Consider the following 18,191-nt stretch of genomic DNA (forward strand, 5'->3'; position numbering starts at 1 on the left):
AGCACCATCAACACGATGGTGGATCAGCTGTCGGCGTTCGCGGACGAGGTGACCCGGGTGGCCCGCGAGGTCGGTACCGAGGGCCGGCTCGGCGGGCAGGCGGATGTCAAGGGTGTCAAGGGCACCTGGCGCGACCTGACGGACTCGGTGAACTTCATGGCCGGGAATCTGACGGCGCAGGTGCGCAATGTCGCCCAGGTGGCCACCGCGGTGGCGCAGGGTGATCTGTCGCAGAAGATCACGGTGGACGCGCGGGGCGAGATCCTGGAGCTGAAGAGCACCATCAACACGATGGTGGATCAGCTGTCGGCGTTCGCGGACGAGGTGACCCGGGTGGCCCGCGAGGTCGGTACCGAGGGCCGGCTCGGCGGCCAGGCGCAGGTGCGCGGGGTCGCCGGCACCTGGAAGGACCTCACCGACAACGTCAACGTGATGGCCTCGAACCTCACCGGCCAGGTCCGCTCCATCGCCCAGGTGGCCACCGCCGTCGCCAAGGGCGACCTCTCCCAGAAGATCACCGTCGAGGCCAAGGGCGAGGTCGCCGCCCTCGCCGACGTCATCAACACCATGGTCGACACCCTCTCCGCGTTCGCGGACGAGGTGACCCGGGTGGCCCGCGAGGTCGGTACCGAGGGCCGGCTCGGCGGCCAGGCGCACGTGCCCAACGTGGCCGGCACCTGGAAGGACCTCACCGACAACGTCAACTCCATGGCCAACAACCTCACCGGCCAGGTGCGCAACATCGCGCTGGTGACCACCGCCGTGGCCAAGGGCGACCTGTCCAAGAAGATCGACGTCGACGCCCGCGGCGAGATCCTCGAACTGAAGACGACCATCAACACGATGGTGGACCAGCTCTCCGCGTTCGCCGACGAGGTCACCCGAGTGGCCCGCGAGGTGGGAACCGAGGGCCGGCTCGGCGGCCAGGCCGAGGTCGAGGGCGTCTCCGGCACCTGGAAGCGGCTCACCGAGAACGTCAACGAACTCGCCGGCAACCTCACCCGGCAGGTCCGCGCCATCGCCGACGTGGCCAGCGCGGTCGCCGAGGGCGACCTGACCCGGTCCATCACCGTCGACGCCTCCGGTGAGGTGGCCGACCTCAAGGACAACATCAACTCCATGGTGGAGTCCCTGCGCGAGACCACCCAGGCCAACCAGGAACAGGACTGGCTCAAGAGCAACCTCGCCCGGATCTCCGGCCTCATGCAGGGCCACCGCGACCTGCCCGTCGTCGCCGAGCTGATCATGGACGAGCTGGTGCCGCAGGTGTCCGCCCAGTACGGCGCCTTCTACCTCGCCGAGGACGGCGAGTCCGGGCCCGAACTGCGGCTCGTCGGCTCCTACGGCAGGCCCGACGAGGACCAGCGGCCCGTCCGTATCCCGTTCGGGCGCTCGCTGGTCGGCCAGGCCGCGCGCAGCCGCCGTACCATCGCCGTGGACGAGCTGCCGCCCGGGTACGTCACCATCTCCTCCGGCCTCGGACAGGTCGAGCCCACCGCGCTGCTGCTCCTCCCCATCGTCTTCGAGGAGCAGGTCCTCGGCGTCATCGAACTGGCCTCGGTCAAGCACTTCACCCAGATCCAGCGGGACTTCCTGCAGCAGCTGGTGGACACCATCGGCGTCAACGTCAACACGATCGTCGCCAACGCCCGTACCGACGAACTGCTCCAGGAGTCGCAGCGCCTGACCAGCGAACTGCAGTCCCGTTCGGCCGAGTTGCAGGCCCGGCAGGAGGAGCTGCAGAGTTCCAACGCCGAACTGGAGGAGAAGGCCTCGCTGCTGGCCGACCAGAACCGCGACATCGAGGCGAAGAACCTGCAGATCGAGCAGGCCCGCCAGGAACTGGAGGCCCGCGCCCAGCAGCTGTCGCTCGCCTCGAAGTACAAGTCCGAGTTCCTCGCCAACATGAGCCACGAGCTGCGCACCCCGCTGAACAGCCTGCTCATCCTCGCCCAGCTGCTGGCCCAGAACCCCTCCCGCAACCTCACCCCGAAGCAGGTCGAGTACGCGGGCATCATCCACTCCGCCGGCTCGGACCTGCTCCAGCTGATCAACGACATCCTCGACCTGTCCAAGGTCGAGGCCGGCAAGATGGACGTGACGCCCGAACGGGTCCCGCTGCGCCAGCTGATCGAGTACGTCGAGGCCACCTTCCAGCCGATGACCTCGCAGAAGAGCCTGGACTTCAGCGTGACCACCGCCCCCGGCGCCCCCGCCGACCTGCTCACCGACGACTCCCGGCTCCGGCAGATCCTGCGCAACCTGCTGTCCAACGCGGTGAAGTTCACCGAACAGGGCGGAGTCGAACTGCGGGTCGAGCCCGCCGCCGACGACGAGGTGCCCGGCAGCGTGGTGCGGGGCGGCGCGGTCGTCGCCTTCCGGGTGAAGGACACCGGCATCGGCATCCCCGAACGGCAACTGGAGACCATCTTCGGGGCGTTCCAGCAGGCGGACGGCACCACCAGCCGCAAGTACGGCGGCACCGGGCTCGGCCTGTCCATCACCCGGGAGATCGCCCACCTCCTCGGCGGCGCCGTCACCGTCGACAGCGTCCCCGGCAAGGGCAGCACCTTCACCCTCTTCCTGCCCGTGGCCCGGCCGGACTTCGAGGAGGTCCTGCGCACCGGACGTACCATCCCGAAGCCCGCCGAACACGTGACGGCCGACGGCACGAGCGGGCACGACCTGGTGGTGGGGACACCGCTCGTCACCGCGAAGCGGCAGCGCCCGCGTCGCCTCCTCGTCGTCGAGGAGCGCCCGCGCGGCCTGCTCACGCTCGTCGCCGAGAGCGTGGTCAGGGACCTCGCGCACAGCCGCGCCGACGGTGACGGCGCGCCCGTCGACGTCATCACCGCGGTCGGCGCCCAGGAGGCGGCGGGCGCCCTCGCCGCCGAGCCCTGCCACTGCGTCATCGTCGAACTGGGTATGCCCGACGGGGAGTCCGCCCGCTTCCTGGACGCCCTGCGCGGGGACTCCGCCCTCGCGAGCGTCCCCGTGCTCGTGCACGGCTCCCACCGCACGGAGCAGGCCGCCGACGGCTCCGACGGCCCGCTGGAGTACCTGTTCAGCCTCGACGAGCTGCGCGAGCGGATCGCCCTGCACCTGTCGGCCGAGGAACCCGGCGAAGTGCTCACGCTGGTCCGCAACGAAGAACCGCAGATCACGGCACCGCACCTGATCGACGAGCACACCCGCGGCCGTACCGTCCTGGTCGTCGACGACGACGCCCGGAACCTGTTCGCGCTCAGCGGCATCCTCGAACTGCACGGCTTCCGCGTCCTGCACGCGGAGAACGGCCGCAAGGGCATCGAGACGCTGATGGACAACCCGGACGTCGAACTCGTCCTGATGGACGTGATGATGCCCGAGATGGATGGGTACACGGCCACGGCGGAGATCCGCAGAATGCCGCAGTACGCCGACCTGCCGGTCATCGCCGTGACCGCCAAGGCCATGCAGGGCGACCGGGAGAAGAGCCTCGCCTCCGGCGCCAGCGACTATGTGACGAAACCGGTGGACACCCATGACCTCATCGCCTGCGTCCGACGCTGGCTCCCCGCATGAGGACACCACGGCGCGCCCGCACGTCCACTGGCCGAGGAGTACCGACCCGGTGAGCACCCACGAATCCCCCACCGCACCGGACACGACCGACGGTGTTCCCGCAGCGCGGGGCACGGCCGACGGCGCTCCCGCCGCACCGGACACGGCCGACGGCGTCTCCGTCCGACTCCCGGACGTGGACATGGCGTTGACCGACGTCCCGGCCACCTCGCCGGTCGGCCGGCTCGCCGCCACCGTGGATCGGCTGCGCCGTGAGGTAAGGGCGGCGCAGGCCGAGGCCGAGGGCCGGGCACTGGTCGAGCTGGCCAAGGGCATCCTGGTCGAACGCCTCGGCTGCGGCCCCGCCCAGGCCGCCCGCCAGCTCGCCGAACTCACCGAGCAGGCCCAGATGACCCCACTGGAGTTCGCGGTGGAGGTCATCAACCAGGCGGCCCGGGACCGGGTCTCGGAGGTGACCGAGGCGTTCCTGTCCGCCGCCGCGGACCCGGCCGGGTCCGTCGAGGAGTCCGCCGCCGTACGGCTGCGCGCCGCCGAGAGCGGCGTCCTGGCCGCGGACGACAGCCAGGCGATGGCCGACTCGCTGCTGGAACACGCCCTGCGGCCGCTCGGCGCGGTGGCCGTGGCGATCTGGGCGGCCGGCCCGGACGCCTCGCTGACCCTCGCGGGCAGCGCGGGCTTCTCGCCGGGCGAGGCGGCCCGCTGGCGGTACGTCCCGCCGGACGTGGCCACCGTGGCCCGGCGCGGCCTGACCGAGCCCGACGGGCAGTGGCTGCCCTCGCTCGCCGCCTCGGGGCTGCCCACGATAGGCCGCCGGGAGTACACCGAAGGCGCCCGGATCGCCGTACCCGCCGGTACCGGCGGCCGGATCCACGGCGTCCTGGAGATCGCCTGGCCCAAGCCCGAGGGCCCGTTGCCGCGCCCGGTGATCCGGCAGATCGAGGCCCTCGCCGAGCTGTGCGCGCACACCCTGGAGACCGCCGAGCTGCCGCCCGGGGCCGGACAGGAACCCCGGGTGCTGCCCGACGTCGTGGAGCTGATGGACCTGGCGGACGGGCTGCACGACCCTGCCCTGGTGCTGGTGCCGTACCTCGACGACGCCGGGCAGCTCGTCGACTTCCGCATCCAGCACGTCAACGGCCGCTTCCTCGACCCGGCGGGCCGGCCGCGGGCCGTCGTCAACGGCGCCCTGCTGCTGGAGGCGTATCCGATGGCCGCCGGGGCCAGCGAGCTGTTCCAGCGCGTGGAGCGCGTCTACGCCACGGGCGAGCCGTTCCGCGCCCGCCGCATTCGGCTGACCGCCCTGGTCGACGAGGTGCCGCTGTCGGCCGTCGCGGACATCAGCGTCAGCCGCCACGGCTCCACTGTGCTGCTCATCTGGCGCATCGAGGACGAGACGGCACGCCTGGCCAGCCTGCTCCAGAACGCACAGCGGCTCGGCCGGATCGGCGGCTTCGAGGAGAACCTCCTCACCGGCGAGATCACCTGGAACGGCCAGCTGTTCAACCTCTACGGCCGCCCGCCGACCAGCTCCCCGGTCGCCCTGGAGGACCTGCCCGCGCACGCGCATCCCGACGACACCGTCTCGATCCGCCGTTTCCTGCGCACCCTCATGCACCACCGCAGGCCCGCGTCCGCCGCCTTCCGGCTGCTGCGTCCGGACGGGGTCACCCGGCACATGCGCGTGGTCGCCGAGCCCGTCCTCGACACCGACGGGCAGCTCTTCGTCGTCCGCGGCGCCTACCAGGACATCTCCGCCCAGCACTGGACCGAGGTGGCCCTCGCCGCCACCCGGGACCAGCTGGCCCACACCGAACAGCAGGCGGACGAACGCAACCGGCTGGCCCTGCAGCTCCAGCACGCGATCATGCCGCCCACCCAGGCCCCTCTGCAGGTGCCCGAGCTCCAGGTGGCGGTGCGTTACCGCCCGGCCGAGACCGAGCAACTGGTCGGCGGTGACTGGTACGACGCCGTGGTGCTGCCCTCCGGCATGGTCCTGCTGTGCGTCGGCGACGTCGCCGGCCACGGGATCGAGGCGGCGACCAGCATGGTCGTCCTGCGCAACGCGCTGCGCGGTCTCGCGGTGACCGGGGCGGGCCCGGCACAGCTGCTGTCGTGGCTGAACATCGTCGCCCACCATCTGACGGGCGCCGTCACCGCGACCGCCGTCTGCGGCCTGTACGACGGGGAGAAGCGGACCCTGCGCTGGGCCCGGGCGGGCCATCTGCCGCCGGTCCTGGTGCGGGAGGCGGAGGCCACCGCCCTGCCCACGCTCAGGGGCCTGCTGCTGGGCGCGCTGCCGGAGGCGGTGTACGAGGAGACCGAGATGCAACTCGCCGCCGGTGACACCCTGTTGATGTACACCGACGGCCTGATCGAGCGCCGGGACCGCTCGGTCGAGGAGTCCCTGACCCATCTGCTGGACACGGCGCGCGCGGCGCCCAAAACCCTTGACCAGCAACTGGACCGGCTGCTCACCTACAGCAGGTCGGACACCGACGACGACACCTGCATCGTGGGCATCCGGGTCGGCTGAGCCGGCGACGGCCTCACACGGCCTGATCACCGCTGAGCGGCACAGTGGCGGTGACCCGCTTGCCGTGGGACAGCCGGGTCACGTCCAGCTCGGTGGTGAGCATCGTCACCAGGTGCAGCCCGTGCCCGCCGACCCGACGGGGATCGGGAGGGCGCCGCCGGGGCGGCTCGGCGGACGTGTCGGTCACGGCGACGCGCACCGCGCACGCACCGGGCAGGACCTCGAGCCGCAGGGCGCACGGACCGGGGGCGTGCTGGACGGCGTTGGTGACGAGTTCGCTCACGACCAGCTGGGCATCCTGCACGGAGCGCCGGTCGGGCGCGGGCCGCACCCCGGAGAGCACGGTCGCGACGGCGTCTCTCGCGTCGGCGATGCTGGTGACGCCGGTGTCCCAGGTGCGGCTGTAGCGCAGGGACCCGGGGCCGTCCAACGTCGTCGCGTGCGTCCTGAGGGTGATGTCCATACCTCGTTGCCCTTTTCCTGTGGGGGTCAGGGTCCCTTCCTGGGATCACGGAGATCGTGCCGTCCAGCACATCGGCTACCCGCTGGACCGCCGGTCAAGGGGACGCCCGCCAGGAATCCTCCGGTTGCCCGCGGACTCCTGGTGGGAGGCCGCCGGCCGGGGCCGCCCACATACGGCGGAACGGGTCCGGGAAATCCGCTTCCGCGGAATTTCCCGGACCCGTTCCTCATCCGATAGGGCGGCTCAGTGCTTGAAGACGTCCTTCGTCTTCTCCTTGGCCTGCCGGGCGTCTCCGCGCGCGCCTTCCATGCGGCCCTCGGCCTCCAGACGCTCGTTGCCGACAGCGCGGCCCGCGGCCTCCTTGGTCCTGCCCTTGGCCTGCTCCACCTTGCCCTTGGCCTTCTTGTTGCCAGCCATGGGGTTTCACATCCCAACGTCTCGGCGGTGTCCGTTCGACATCCGATTTGCCACTGTGCCGCCGTCCAAACCCGAAAGCCGGATCCAACATCCGAGCGAAAAGGGGAGGGGTGATCGCGGAATTTACGGGCACCCGCCGGTCCGGAGGTTGATAGAAATGGTTCCTTTGCTTCTGGTTCTTCTGCTGGCTCTGATTCTCTTCGGTGCCGGCTTCGCGCTGAAGGCGCTGTGGTGGATCGCGGTCGTGGTGCTCGTGGTGTGGCTGCTGGGCTTCCTCGTCCGCCCGGCCGGGACAGGGGGCCGGCGTGGCCGCTGGTACCGCTGGTAGGCGTCCCCGTCGGTGCAGCGGGCCCCGGCTTCGGCCGGGGCCCGCTGTCCTGCGCCGGGAACCCGCGCACACCTCGTCCTAGCCCGCGTACGCCCGCAGCGGGTAGTGGTCGGAGAGGTCGGTGTACGTGTACGAGGTACCCCAGCTGGTCACGGTCCAGGGGGCCGACCGTTCCTGCACGACCTCGTTGCGCCATCCGGCCGGCCGGGCGTGACCCGCACGGCTGAGCACGTAGTCCAGGTCCTCGCGCCGATCGTCCGGATAGCGGTCGTGGGCGATGGAGTTCTCCTGCGTGTCGAACGAGTAGGGGTGCCCGGTGCGCGCGTCGGCTCCGGCCAGATCCGCGTCGGCGAGCATGGCGGCGTACTCGCCGCCGTGCGAGTCGACGTTGAAGTCCCCCGCGACCAGGACCTCCTCGTCCGCCAGGATGTTCTTGGCGTCCAGAAAGGCGTCGACGGCCCGGAACTGCCGGCTGCGTATCGCCGCGGCCTCACCCGTGCCGCACCCGGAGTCCGTGGACTGCGCGTGGATGCCGACGACGTGCACCCTGGTGCCGTTGACGTTCAGCACCACATAGGCGAAGCCCTTGTCGGACCACCGGTCCGCACCGCACGCGTCCTTGTAGACGTACTGCTCCTTGTGCAGGATCGGCCACTTGCTCAGCACGGTCACCCCGCCGTCCTCGGGCGTGGTGGACGAGTACGCTCCGCCGGTCGCGTCCCAGCCGGTGCGGCCGCGCCCCACCACCGGTGTCTGGTACGGGTACTGGCTCGCGGCGGCGCTCTTGAGGGCGTCCGACGAGGAGTTGTCGAACGCCTCCTGCAGGACCACCACGTCGTTGCCCCGGAAGAAGGACGCCTTCGGTATCTCCACGGCCCGGTGGTCCTGCCCCCAGTTCGGGTAGAGGTTCTTGCTCATGAGGAAGACGTTGTACGTCAGTACTCTCAACGCCGGTGCCGGTTCGGCGGCGGCCGCCGCCGGCGTCGGAAGGGCGAGCGCCGCTGCGGGCAGGGCGAGGGCGAGCGCGGCCGCGGCGAGGGCGCGGCGCGGTGCGAAGGGCGTCACTGGATCTCCCTGTCGATGGAGTCGATGCAGAGCTGAGTGGCGCCGCACATCAAACCACCAGGGATTACCCGTAGGTAACACCCAGGCGCGCACCAGTTGGCGGGCAGCTGAGGAACGGGGGAGTCCGGGCGGAATCCCCGTCGGCCCGCCGGGTCCGGCCGCCGTCAGCACTCGTGCCGCCGCCGTACGAGGTGCCGTACGACGAGGGCCGCCAGCAGTACTGCGGCGGCGATGACGACGTAGAGCTGGTAGCGCCTGATCTCGTCGTAGACCGCCGTGATGTGGTCGCCGACCAGATAGGCCAGGGTCGCCCACAGGCCCACCCACAGGGCGGCGCCCAGGGCGTTGCAGGCGAGGAAGCGGCGCCAGCGCATGCCGGTCGTGCCCGCGATGATGCCGTTGGCCTGGCGCAGGCCTTCGATGAACCGGGCGATGGTCACGATCTTGCCGCCGTGCCGGCCGAAGAACGCCTCGGCGGCCGCGAACCGCTTGGGCGTCAGGAAGACGTACCGGCCCCAGCGGTGCACGAAGGGCCGCCCGCCGGCCCGGCCGATCAGGTAGCCGATGTTGTCACCGACAACGGCCGCGGCGAAGGCGATGCCCGCCACGGCCACGATGTTCAGCCGCCCCGTCCCCGCGTACACCCCCGCCGCCAGCAGGATCGTCTCGCCCGGCGCGGGGACCCCGAAGTCCTCCACGAGGACCACGGCCCCCACGGCCCAGTAGCCGTAGTGGCCGAGCACCGGCGCCAGGTGGGCCAGCGGCCCCGGGAGGGGAGGGGACATGTCTCCACGGTACGGCGGTGCTGTCGGCGCGGGCGGCGGTCAGGGCCCGACCGCCGCCCGGGGCGCGCAGCACGCTCCCGAGTCGCCGGCCGACGCCGTGCCGCTGCCGGCTTCCGGCACCGTACGCCCGGCCGGCCGGTCAGCCGCAGCGCCGGCGGCTCGGGGCAGCGGGCGGGCAGCGGGCGGAGGACGACCCCGACGGGGACGTCGAGCCAGGCGCTGACGACGGCGAACTCTGTCGCGGGCGATCAGGGCGCCGTCGGCCAACGCAGGCGACCCGTCGGCCCGTCACCGGCCCTCGGCCGAGAACCCGGCTCGGCGTGCCGCCCAGGGGCGCCGTGAGCCCCGTGGACGCCGTGACGACCGGCGCACAGAGGCGCGGGTTGCCGATCCGTGCCGAGGTCGCAGAGGACTCTGGCGCCTGGCGCCAGGGAGGGGATCCAGGCGACCGGCCGGCGCCGCGGTCCGGGTTCGCGACCGAGTCGTCGGCCGTTCACCGGAGGCCCGGCACGGCAGCAGGGACGCTATGAGTCGGAGCGGATCGTGTCCTCGTCGTCCCCGGCGGCGGGCTGGCACGTGTAGCACAGTTCGTGGTCCCCGTCGCGGGAGACGACGGTTCCCCAGCCGAGGCACTGCTCGCAGTCGCGAGCGAGGATCAGGTCGGGGTGGGGAGGCAGAAGCGGGGTGCGGTGGGCTCCGTACGCCATGCGGTGAGCGGCTCCTCGAAGTCGCGGGGGAAGCGCAAGGGGGTCAGGACCGTCGGACAGCATGACAACGCTGTCCGACGCATCTCCATTATGTCCTACTTTTTCCTTATGTCCAGGGTCAATGTCACTCGGTGCCATCAGCGCCGCGTATCGGGTGCCACCCTCACTCCAGCGTGCCGAGCCGGGCCTCGCGCCACAGGTCCACGCCCCCCTCCGTGGCGTGCCTGTCGATCTCCGCCAGTTCCTCGGCACGGAAGTCCAGGTTCGCCAGCGCGGCCACGTTCTGCTCCAGCTGCTCGGTGCGCGAGGCGCCGATGACCAGGGAGGTCACCCGCTCGTCGCGCAGCGCCCAGGCCAGCGCCAGCTGGGCGAGGGTCTGCCCGCGCCTGGCCGCGATCTCGTTCAGGGCGCGGAGCCTGTGCCGCATGTCGTCCGTGAGCCACGCCGGGTCGAAGGACTTCCCCTGTGCCGCCCGCGAGTCCCGGGGCACGCCGTCGAGGTAGCGGCCGGTCAGCAGCCCCTGGGCGAGCGCCGTGAAGCCGATCACCCCGAAGCCCTCCTCCCGCGCCGCGTCCAGCAGGCCGTCGGTCTCGATCCAGCGGTTGAGCATGCTGTACGACGGCTGGTGGATCAGCAGGGGGGTACCGAGGTCCCGCAGGATCGCGGCCGCCTGCCGGGTGCGCTCGGCGTCGTAGGACGAGATGCCGACGTACAGCGCCTTGCCCTGGCGGACGGCGGTGTCGAGCGCCCCCATCGTCTCCTCCAGCGGCGTGCTCGCGTCCAGCCGGTGGGAGTAGAAGATGTCCACGTAGTCCACGCCCATGCGGCGCAGCGACTGATCCAGCGAGGCCAGCATGTACTTGCGCGAGCCGCCACCCTGCCCGTAGGGGCCGGGCCACATGTCCCAGCCGGCTTTGGTGGAGACCACCAGCTCGTCCCGGTACGGCGCCAGGTCCCGCGCGAGGAGCCGCCCGAAGTTCAGCTCGGCCGCTCCGTACGGCGGGCCGTAGTTGTTGGCCAGGTCGTGGTGGGTGATCCCGAGGTCGAAGGCGCGCAGGGCGATCTCGCGCTGGGTCTCGAAGGGGCGGTCGTCGCCGAAGTTGTGCCAGTAGCCCAGGGACAGGACCGGCAGCTCCAGTCCCGAGCGGCCGGTGCGCCGGTAGCGCATGCCGTCGTAGCGAGCGGGGTCCGCGACGTACGTCATCGGGTCTTCTCCGGGTGGTGCCGTAGGGGTGCCCGCGCGTGTGCGCAAGGGTCCGTCCACCCTGCGTCCCAGGGGCACGCAAGTCCAACCGTCATCCCGTATGGGATTGAGCGGTTCCGTTTCTCAATCGGTCGTCGGGGCAGGTGGCGATCAGTGCAGCGAGAGAACGGAGGCGCTCATGAGCAGTGCGACGTCCGAAGGGGAACAGCGGGACGGGAACAGGCCGCGGGTGCCCGGGGCCGTCGCGGGGCTTCCGCGACAGGTGCGTGAGGAGCTGATCCTCAGGCTGCGCCGCAACCGCCGGGCCTTCGGCACGGACGACGTCCAGGTCGTCGAGCCCCCGCTGCTCAGGCGCGCCGTCGGAGCCTCCGCGCTCGGCAACTGCATGGAATGGTTCGACTTCGGCGTCTACAGCTATCTCGCCGCCACCATCGGCAAGGTCTTCTTCCCGGGCGCCTCCCCGGCCGCCCAGATCATCTCCTCGTTCGCGACCTTCGCCGCCGCCTTCGTCGTACGGCCCGTCGGCGGCCTGGTGTTCGGGCCGCTGGGCGACCGGATCGGCCGGCAGAAGGTGCTCGCCACCACCATGATCATGATGGCGGTCGGCACCTTCGCCATCGGCGTCATCCCCGGGTACGCCACCATCGGCATCGCCGCGCCCGTGCTGCTCCTGCTGGCCCGCATGGTCCAGGGCTTCTCCACCGGCGGCGAGTACGGCGGCGCGACCACCTTCGTCGCCGAGTACTCACCGGACCGCAGGCGCGGCTTCCTCTCCAGCTGGCTCGACTTCGGCACCTTCGGTGGCTACGCCCTCGGTTCCGCCCTGGTCACCCTACTGAATCTGACGCTGACGGACAGTCAGATGCTCTCCTGGGGCTGGCGCGTTCCCTTCCTGATCGCCGGACCGCTCGGTGTGATCGGCCTGTACATGCGGCTGAAGCTCGAGGAGTCCCCGGCTTTCCAGCAGCAACTGGACGAACACGAGAAGAGCCTGGCGCAGGAGTCGGCGGGCAGCGAGTTCAAGGACATCGTCAGGAACCACTGGCGGCCGCTGCTCGTCTGCATGGGCCTGGTGCTGCTCTACAACGTCACCAACTACATGGTCACCGGCTATCTGCCGACCTACCAGACGGAGACCCTGAACCGCTCCAGCGGCTCCGCCGACCTTCTGGTGCTCGTCGGGATGCTGTGGATCGTCGTACTGATCACCTTCCTCGGCCGGCTCAGCGACCGCGTCGGCCGGCGGCCGCTCTATGCCGTCGCCGCCGCCGCGATGATCGTGCTCGCCGTACCGGCCTTCCTGCTGATCAAGGCGCACGGCACCTGGCCGCCGATTCTCGGGGTGCTGCTCCTGTCCACCCTGCTGGCCTGTTTCGCGGCACCCAGCGCGGCCACCCTGCCTGCCCTGTTCCCCACCGCCGTGCGCTACGCGGCCATGGGCATCGGCTTCAACTTCGCCGTCGCCGCCTTCGGCGGTACCACCCCGCTGGTCACCGCCGCGCTCGTGACCGCCACCGGCGACGATCTGATGCCCGCCTACTACCTGATGCTGGCCGGCGTCATCGGCCTGCTGACCGTCAAGTTCCTTCCCGAGAGCGCCCAGGTGCCGCTCACGGGCTCGCAGCCGATGGTCGGTTCGCGAGAGGAACAGCGCGAACTCATCACCACCTCCAAGGAGCTGTACGCCTTCACGCGGGAGCGGGAGAAGGCGCGGCACGGCTGACCGCCCCGGGCGGGCTCGCCGGGAGCTGTTCGATCCTACGAACTTCTCGCGTGCTGGGTTACCGGCCCGCACCGCGTTTGATAGGAAACTTTCCTATCAGTGTGCGGTACGGACCAACTTCCCACCCCCCACTCTCCCTTGGAGTCCTTGTGGTGCACGCAGACCGCGAAACAGCAGCCACCGCCCGCCTCTCCCGCCGGACCGTCGTCGCCGCGCTCGGCGCCGTCGCCACCGGCGCCCTGCTCGGAACCCGGCACGCCGCCGCGGCACCGGCGGCCGCGCCGGGCCTCGACGACCCGGCCAAGAAGGAGACAGCGATGCGGCTGGTGTCGAGTGCGGAGAACTCCTCGCTCGACTGGAAGGCCCAGTACAAGTACATCGAGGACATCGGCGACGGCCGCGGCTACACCGCCGGGATCATCGGCTTCTGCTCGGGCACGGGTGACATGCTCGACCTGGTCCAGCTCTACGCCGACCGCAAGCCCGGCAACGTCCTCGCCAAGTACCTGCCGGCCCTGCGCAAGGTCAACGGCACCGACTCGCACGCCGGCCTGGACCCCGACTTCCCCAAGGACTGGCGCAGGGCCGCCCAGGACACCGCGTTCCAGCAGGCCCAGAACGACGAACGCGACCGCGTCTACTTCAACCCCGCCGTCGCCCAGGGCAAGGCCGACGGGCTGCGCGCCCTCGGCCAGTTCATCTACTACGACGCCATCGTCATGCACGGCGACGGCGACGACCCGACCAGCTTCCGCAACATCCGGGGGCGCGCCCTGCGCAAGGCCAAGCCGCCGGCGCAGGGCGGCAACGAGACGACGTACCTGAACGCCTTCCTCGACGCCAGGGTGTGGGCGATGCAGCAGGAGGAGGCGCACAGCGACACCAGCCGCGTCGACACCGAGCAGCGGGTCTTCCTGCGCAAGGGCAACCTCGACCTGAACACCCCGCTCGACTGGAAGGTGTACGGGGACAGTTACCACATCGGCTGACCCGCCCGCGCCACGCGGCAGGCCGGCGGGCGCGGACACCGGTACCCCGGAACGCGCCCGGCGGCCTGCCGTCGCCGTGACGTTCCGGTGATCGCCCGGACGGCGGCGACCAGGCCGAGGATCGTCGCCGCCGGAGGGGCGCACTCGCACAGCAGGCCCCTGACGAGGAAAGATGGGCGGTGAGCGAACGACCCCACCGACGCGGAGGAACGGAACTCATGCCGCACGAGCGAGCCGGCCGGCCGGCCGGCCCCGAGGACCTTGTCGATGTGGCCCGGCTGGTCACGGCGTACTACGCGCTGCACCCGGACCCGGCCGACCCCGGCCAGCGGGTGGCGTTCGGCACCTCGGGGCACCGGGGTTCGTCCCTGGCGACCGCGTTCAACGAGGACCACATCGCCGCCACCAGCCAGGCCATCTGCGAGTACCGCGCGGCCCAGGGCACCGACGGCCCCCTTTTCCTGGGGGCGGACACACACGCCCTGTCGGAGCCCGCGAAGGTGACCGCGCTCGAGGTGTTCGCCGCCAACGAGGTGACCGTGCTCATCGACAGCGAGGACGGCTACACGCCCACCCCCGCCGTCTCGCACGCGATCCTCACCTGCAACCGGGGCCGCACCACCGGCCTAGCGGACGGCGTGGTCATCACCCCCTCGCACAATCCGCCCGCCGACGGCGGCTTCAAGTACAACCCGCCGAGCGGCGGGCCGGCGGCCTCCGACGCGACCTCCTGGATCCAGGACCGCGCCAACCAGATCATCACCGGCGGCCTGAAGGACGTACGCCGGGTGCCGTACGCCCGCGCGCTCGCCGCGGACACCACCCAGCGGTACGACTTCCTCGGCACGTACGTCACCGACCTGCCGAGCGTGCTGGACCTCGACGCCGTTCGCGCGGCCGGCGTGCGCATCGGCGCCGACCCGCTCGGCGGGGCCTCCGTCGCCTACTGGGGCCGGATCGCCGAACAGCACCGCATCGACCTCACGGTGGTCAACCCGTACACCGACCCGACCTGGCGGTTCATGACGCTGGACTGGGACGGCCAGATCCGCATGGACTGCTCCTCGCCGTACGCGATGGCCTCCCTCATCGAGCAGCGCGACCGGTTCCGCATCGCCACCGGCAACGACGCCGACGCCGACCGGCACGGCATCGTCACCCCGGACGCCGGTCTGATGAATCCCAACCACTACCTCGCGGTCGCCATCTCCTACCTCTACCGGCACCGCGAGCAGTGGCCCGCCGACGCGGGCATCGGCAAGACCCTGGTCTCCTCCACGATGATCGACCGCGTGGCCGCCGACCTCGGCCGCCAACTGGTCGAGGTGCCCGTCGGGTTCAAGTGGTTCGTGGACGGGCTGGTCAGCGGCGCCCTCGGGTTCGGCGGCGAGGAGTCCGCCGGCGCGTCATTCCTGCGCCGGGACGGCTCGGTGTGGACCACCGACAAGGACGGCATCATCCTCGCGCTGCTCGCCTCCGAGATCACGGCCGTCACCGACCGGACGCCCTCGGAGCACTACGCCGGGCTGACCGCACGCTTCGGCGAACCGGCCTACGCCCGCATCGACGCGCCCGCGACCCGCGAACAGAAGGCGCTGCTGGGCAAGTTGTCCCCGGCCCAGGTCACCGCGGACACGCTGGCCGGAGAGGCGGTCACGTCGGTCCTCACCGAGGCGCCCGGCAACGGCGCGGCCATCGGCGGTATCAAGGTCAGCACCGCGAACGCCTGGTTCGCGGCCCGGCCCTCGGGCACCGAGGACGTCTACAAGGTGTACGCCGAGTCCTTCCTCGGCGCGGACCACCTCGCCCGGGTGCAGGAGGAGGCCCAGGCGGTGGTGCTGGGGGCGCTCGGCGGCTGACGGCACCGTACGGCAGCCTCCGTCTCTGCATCACGGACACGGAGGCCGCCCCTCGGTTCAGCCGCGGCCGCGTCCCGCGGCCAGCCGGTCCAGCACCGCCTGGGCCATGGCCGCCTCTCCCTTGGCGTTGGGGTGGGCCGGGGCCGCGGGCGAGGTCGGCTGCAGCGGCTCGATCCAGCGGTCCGCGGGTGCCTTGCACATGTCGTGGCCGACGGTGGGGCCGTAGGTGTCGACGTACTCGGCCCGGTTCACGCCTGCGACGAGGCGCAGCATCAGGTTCACCCGCTTCTCGGTGTCACGCAGGTAGCGGAAGTCCTGCCGCGCGAACGGCACCTGCGGGAAGCAGCCGCTGCCGTCGTCGGGCAGCAGGTCCGGATAGCCGACGACGACCACCCGTGCGTGCGGCGCCCGGGCGTGCACGGCCCGCAGCACTAGGTCGACCTTCGGCGCGGCCCGCAGGACGGCCAGGGCCAGCTGGTCGTAACCGGACGCCTTGTAGGAGCGCTCGCAGGGGTTGCCGGTCGGATCCTGGGCGGCGAGGCGGGCACAGGTGCCGATGACGGGGCCGAAGCCGACGTCGTTGCCGCCGATCTGCACCGTGACCAGGTCCGTGTTGCGGCTCAGCGCGTCGAGTTGGGGCGCGTTGGTGCCCTGCGCCTGCCACATCTCCGCCGTCGTGGCTCCGCCGCAGCTGACGTCCGTGAACGAGGTCACCTGCCGCTGTGCCGCCACGAGAGAGGGGTAATTGTGGTCGGAGCGGGCGCAGTCGGCGTCCACCTGACGCGGAATGCCGGGGCCCGAGGTGTAGGAGTCGCCGAGCGCCACGTAGGCGACGTCGTGGCCGGATCCGCCGGGGTGTGCGACGGCCGGAGTCGTGGAGGCGGCGACCAGGGCGCATCCGCCCAGCGCCGCCGCCAGCACGGCGGCCCGTCGCCGGCCTCTCGCCCCAACCGCCGGACGCGTGTCGTTCGCCATGGATTCTCCCCCTGAGGCCGCTGCGGCACGCGCGGGCGGCACCGGGAAGCGGCCCTCGCGCGATCGACTGGGCCTGTATACCGTCCGGTAGGTCCGGCGGACCAGACGCCGGAGGCAACGACTTCAGGGGGAGTGCGCACTCAACGGGTGCGAAGGAGGGGTCCCTTGACGGTCACACTCCGGACGCCGGTTCCGCCGGGACGGCCGTCTGAAGCAGGGAATCGTCCTCCGGGCGGGCCCCGGAGAGGCGGTGGCGGGCGGCGATGAGGGCCATGTCGACGTCCGTGGTGCCGGTGGCCACGCACAGCGTGTAGGAGATGTCCGCGAGTCGCTGCCGCGCCTGCGAAGTGCTCTCCTCGGCCCCGAGCAACGTGAGGGCCTCGTACTGGGCGATGAGGTCCTTCAGTACCGCGGGGTGTGCCATCAGCATGTGTTCCGCCTCCCTGGTGTGGCGCCGATGTACGAAGTCGCAGCGCGAATACCCGCGTGCGCGTCCCGCATGCCACGTCAGGAGGCCGCCTTCACCGCCTTCGAGCAGACGCACCCCCGCGCGGCACACTGACCGCACCCACCGGACGCCAGGGCACGCCGCCGCCCGGTCCCCTGGCGTCACGGGCGTCCGCCGCGGGCGACGGACAAGCGGGGCTCGCGACGCCCGGCCGGAAAGGCATCCTTTGGCCGAGAAGGTGGCCACCGCACCACCGGTGGCCACCATTCCGTCGGCGCCGGCAGGACTCGTCCGCGCCAATACCGTCCCGCCGACCACCTCTCCGGTGAACCCTCGCCGGCGCTCCCGGGCATGCGCGTACGCGGCGCGCGACGCACCGTTACGGGTTCCCCGCGATTTCTTCACGCTGCGATCACTTTCGGCCGATCGGTGACCGCGACCGGCCCGGCGGGGCAGACGCCGTGCCGGGCGGCTGCCTAGCCTCCCGGGCCATGCGATCACCTCTGATGAGACGACTCGGTCTCACCGCCGTCCTCGCCGTCCTCCTCGCCGTCTTCGGCTTCACGCCCGGCGCCGGCGCCGCCGAACCCGCGCCGGCCGCGCTCACCTTCGTCACCGACAGCGCCACCACCACGCCCGGTGGCACGGTGCGGCTGTCGATGACGCTCACGAACAACAAGTCCTACGACATCTGGTTCGTGTACCAGACCATCGACCCGACCTGGCTGACCACCCAGCGCCCGGACCTCAAGTACAGCTTCACCGGCTGCAGTCTGGCCACCGCCGCCGGCAGTGCCCCCTGTTCCGGCACCGGCCCGAACAACCTCGGTGCCAACTACGGCGCCACCATCCCGCCCGGCCAGAGCCGCACCGTCACGCTGACCCTCCAGGTCGCCGCCGACTCCGGCTGCAACGGCAACATCGGCTTCTACTCGTACTACTACGCCGAGTTCAGCGACAGCACCAACTCCAGCGGCGGTCCCGTCTACCTGCCGGAGACCCGCGTGCTCTGCGCCTGACGGACCGCCCGGTTCCGCGGCCCGGGTGACCTGAAGTCGGCCTCCCCGCCGGACCCGCGCCGCCGCACGGATCCCCGGAACGTCGCCCGGCGGACCACCACGGTCCGCCGGT

The 18,191-nt window shown here is 71.4% G+C and carries 15 protein-coding genes; 7 read left to right on the top strand and 8 right to left on the bottom strand.

Annotated features, from left to right (window positions below; genetic code table 11):
- Positions 1 to 3,564 (top strand): HAMP domain-containing protein (locus AC07C1_RS22280; RefSeq protein WP_478941436.1); only part of this gene is annotated, 3,564 nt, incomplete at its 5' end.
- Between the two features lie 181 nt (positions 3,565 to 3,745).
- A complete protein-coding gene (locus AC07C1_RS22285; RefSeq protein ID WP_478941723.1) occupies positions 3,746 to 6,097 on the top strand; it encodes a PP2C family protein-serine/threonine phosphatase in 2,352 nt (783 codons plus the stop codon).
- A 13-nt stretch (positions 6,098 to 6,110) separates the two neighbouring features.
- On the opposite strand, the gene AC07C1_RS22290 is transcribed toward AC07C1_RS22285, so the two are convergent.
- Both AC07C1_RS22290 and AC07C1_RS22295 read right to left on the bottom strand, forming a co-directional pair.
- Positions 6,111 to 6,560, bottom strand: a complete 450-nt coding sequence (locus tag AC07C1_RS22290) for an ATP-binding protein (protein ID WP_478941437.1) — start codon at positions 6,558 to 6,560, stop codon at positions 6,111 to 6,113.
- Between the two features lie 243 nt (positions 6,561 to 6,803).
- Positions 6,804 to 6,977: a CsbD family protein gene (locus AC07C1_RS22295; protein ID WP_478941438.1), complete on the bottom strand. Its 174-nt coding sequence runs from the start codon at positions 6,975 to 6,977 to the stop codon at positions 6,804 to 6,806.
- A 157-nt stretch (positions 6,978 to 7,134) separates the two neighbouring features.
- On the opposite strand from AC07C1_RS22295, the gene AC07C1_RS22300 reads away from it, so the two are divergent.
- On the top strand, positions 7,135 to 7,305 hold the full coding sequence (locus AC07C1_RS22300; protein ID WP_478941440.1) for a hydrophobic protein: 171 nt from the start codon (positions 7,135 to 7,137) through the stop codon (positions 7,303 to 7,305).
- A 78-nt stretch (positions 7,306 to 7,383) separates the two neighbouring features.
- On the opposite strand, the gene sph is transcribed toward AC07C1_RS22300, so the two are convergent.
- From sph to mgrA, 4 genes are all read right to left on the bottom strand, one after another.
- Positions 7,384 to 8,370, bottom strand: coding sequence for a sphingomyelin phosphodiesterase (gene sph / locus AC07C1_RS22305; protein ID WP_478941442.1), 987 nt, complete (start codon positions 8,368 to 8,370; stop codon positions 7,384 to 7,386).
- A 164-nt stretch (positions 8,371 to 8,534) separates the two neighbouring features.
- Positions 8,535 to 9,155, bottom strand: a complete 621-nt coding sequence (locus AC07C1_RS22310; protein ID WP_478941444.1) for a DedA family protein — start codon at positions 9,153 to 9,155, stop codon at positions 8,535 to 8,537.
- Between the two features lie 524 nt (positions 9,156 to 9,679).
- Positions 9,680 to 9,862, bottom strand: coding sequence for a hypothetical protein (locus tag AC07C1_RS22315; RefSeq protein WP_478941446.1), 183 nt, complete (start codon positions 9,860 to 9,862; stop codon positions 9,680 to 9,682).
- Between the two features lie 163 nt (positions 9,863 to 10,025).
- A complete protein-coding gene (gene mgrA / locus AC07C1_RS22320; RefSeq protein WP_478941447.1) occupies positions 10,026 to 11,066 on the bottom strand; it encodes an L-glyceraldehyde 3-phosphate reductase in 1,041 nt (346 codons plus the stop codon).
- Between the two features lie 178 nt (positions 11,067 to 11,244).
- Between mgrA and AC07C1_RS22325 the strand changes: the two genes are divergently transcribed.
- The 3 genes from AC07C1_RS22325 (at position 11,245) to pgm (ending at position 15,637) form a co-directional block, all read left to right on the top strand.
- Positions 11,245 to 12,789, top strand: a complete 1,545-nt coding sequence (locus AC07C1_RS22325; RefSeq protein ID WP_478941449.1) for an MFS transporter — start codon at positions 11,245 to 11,247, stop codon at positions 12,787 to 12,789.
- A 149-nt stretch (positions 12,790 to 12,938) separates the two neighbouring features.
- A complete protein-coding gene (locus AC07C1_RS22330; RefSeq protein WP_478941450.1) occupies positions 12,939 to 13,778 on the top strand; it encodes a chitosanase in 840 nt (279 codons plus the stop codon).
- A 218-nt stretch (positions 13,779 to 13,996) separates the two neighbouring features.
- Positions 13,997 to 15,637 (top strand): phosphoglucomutase (alpha-D-glucose-1,6-bisphosphate-dependent), encoded by a 1,641-nt coding sequence (pgm, locus tag AC07C1_RS22335; protein ID WP_478941452.1) that lies wholly within the window; start codon positions 13,997 to 13,999, stop codon positions 15,635 to 15,637.
- Positions 15,638 to 15,694: 57 nt separating this feature from the next.
- Here the strand turns inward: pgm and AC07C1_RS22340 are convergent, their stop codons facing one another.
- Positions 15,695 to 16,612: an SGNH/GDSL hydrolase family protein gene (locus AC07C1_RS22340; protein WP_478941454.1), complete on the bottom strand. Its 918-nt coding sequence runs from the start codon at positions 16,610 to 16,612 to the stop codon at positions 15,695 to 15,697.
- A gap of 172 nt (positions 16,613 to 16,784) precedes the next feature.
- Positions 16,785 to 17,042, bottom strand: coding sequence for a DUF5133 domain-containing protein (locus AC07C1_RS22345; protein ID WP_478941455.1), 258 nt, complete (start codon positions 17,040 to 17,042; stop codon positions 16,785 to 16,787).
- Between the two features lie 524 nt (positions 17,043 to 17,566).
- On the opposite strand from AC07C1_RS22345, the gene AC07C1_RS22350 reads away from it, so the two are divergent.
- Positions 17,567 to 18,079, top strand: coding sequence for a hypothetical protein (locus tag AC07C1_RS22350; protein WP_478941457.1), 513 nt, complete (start codon positions 17,567 to 17,569; stop codon positions 18,077 to 18,079).
- The last annotated feature ends 112 nt before the right edge of the window (positions 18,080 to 18,191 follow it).

This window comes from Streptomyces sp. NPDC045022 (assembly GCF_056432605.1).

What these genes read in the sequence shown, in the direction of transcription:
- AC07C1_RS22350 (WP_478941457.1), top strand. Translation starts at nt 17,567, where the DNA reads ATGAGACGACTCGGTCTCACCGCCGTCCTCGCCGTCCTCCTCGCCGTC.
- AC07C1_RS22315 (WP_478941446.1), bottom strand. Translation starts at nt 9,862, where the DNA reads ATGGCGTACGGAGCCCACCGCACCCCGCTTCTGCCTCCCCACCCCGAC.
- AC07C1_RS22310 (WP_478941444.1), bottom strand. Translation starts at nt 9,155, where the DNA reads ATGTCCCCTCCCCTCCCGGGGCCGCTGGCCCACCTGGCGCCGGTGCTC.
- AC07C1_RS22290 (WP_478941437.1), bottom strand. Translation starts at nt 6,560, where the DNA reads ATGGACATCACCCTCAGGACGCACGCGACGACGTTGGACGGCCCCGGG.
- AC07C1_RS22300 (WP_478941440.1), top strand. Translation starts at nt 7,135, where the DNA reads ATGGTTCCTTTGCTTCTGGTTCTTCTGCTGGCTCTGATTCTCTTCGGT.
- mgrA (WP_478941447.1), bottom strand. Translation starts at nt 11,066, where the DNA reads ATGACGTACGTCGCGGACCCCGCTCGCTACGACGGCATGCGCTACCGG.
- pgm (WP_478941452.1), top strand. Translation starts at nt 13,997, where the DNA reads ATGCCGCACGAGCGAGCCGGCCGGCCGGCCGGCCCCGAGGACCTTGTC.
- AC07C1_RS22345 (WP_478941455.1), bottom strand. Translation starts at nt 17,042, where the DNA reads ATGCTGATGGCACACCCCGCGGTACTGAAGGACCTCATCGCCCAGTAC.
- AC07C1_RS22295 (WP_478941438.1), bottom strand. Translation starts at nt 6,977, where the DNA reads ATGGCTGGCAACAAGAAGGCCAAGGGCAAGGTGGAGCAGGCCAAGGGC.
- AC07C1_RS22285 (WP_478941723.1), top strand. Translation starts at nt 3,746, where the DNA reads ATGGCGTTGACCGACGTCCCGGCCACCTCGCCGGTCGGCCGGCTCGCC.
- AC07C1_RS22325 (WP_478941449.1), top strand. Translation starts at nt 11,245, where the DNA reads ATGAGCAGTGCGACGTCCGAAGGGGAACAGCGGGACGGGAACAGGCCG.
- AC07C1_RS22340 (WP_478941454.1), bottom strand. Translation starts at nt 16,612, where the DNA reads ATGGCGAACGACACGCGTCCGGCGGTTGGGGCGAGAGGCCGGCGACGG.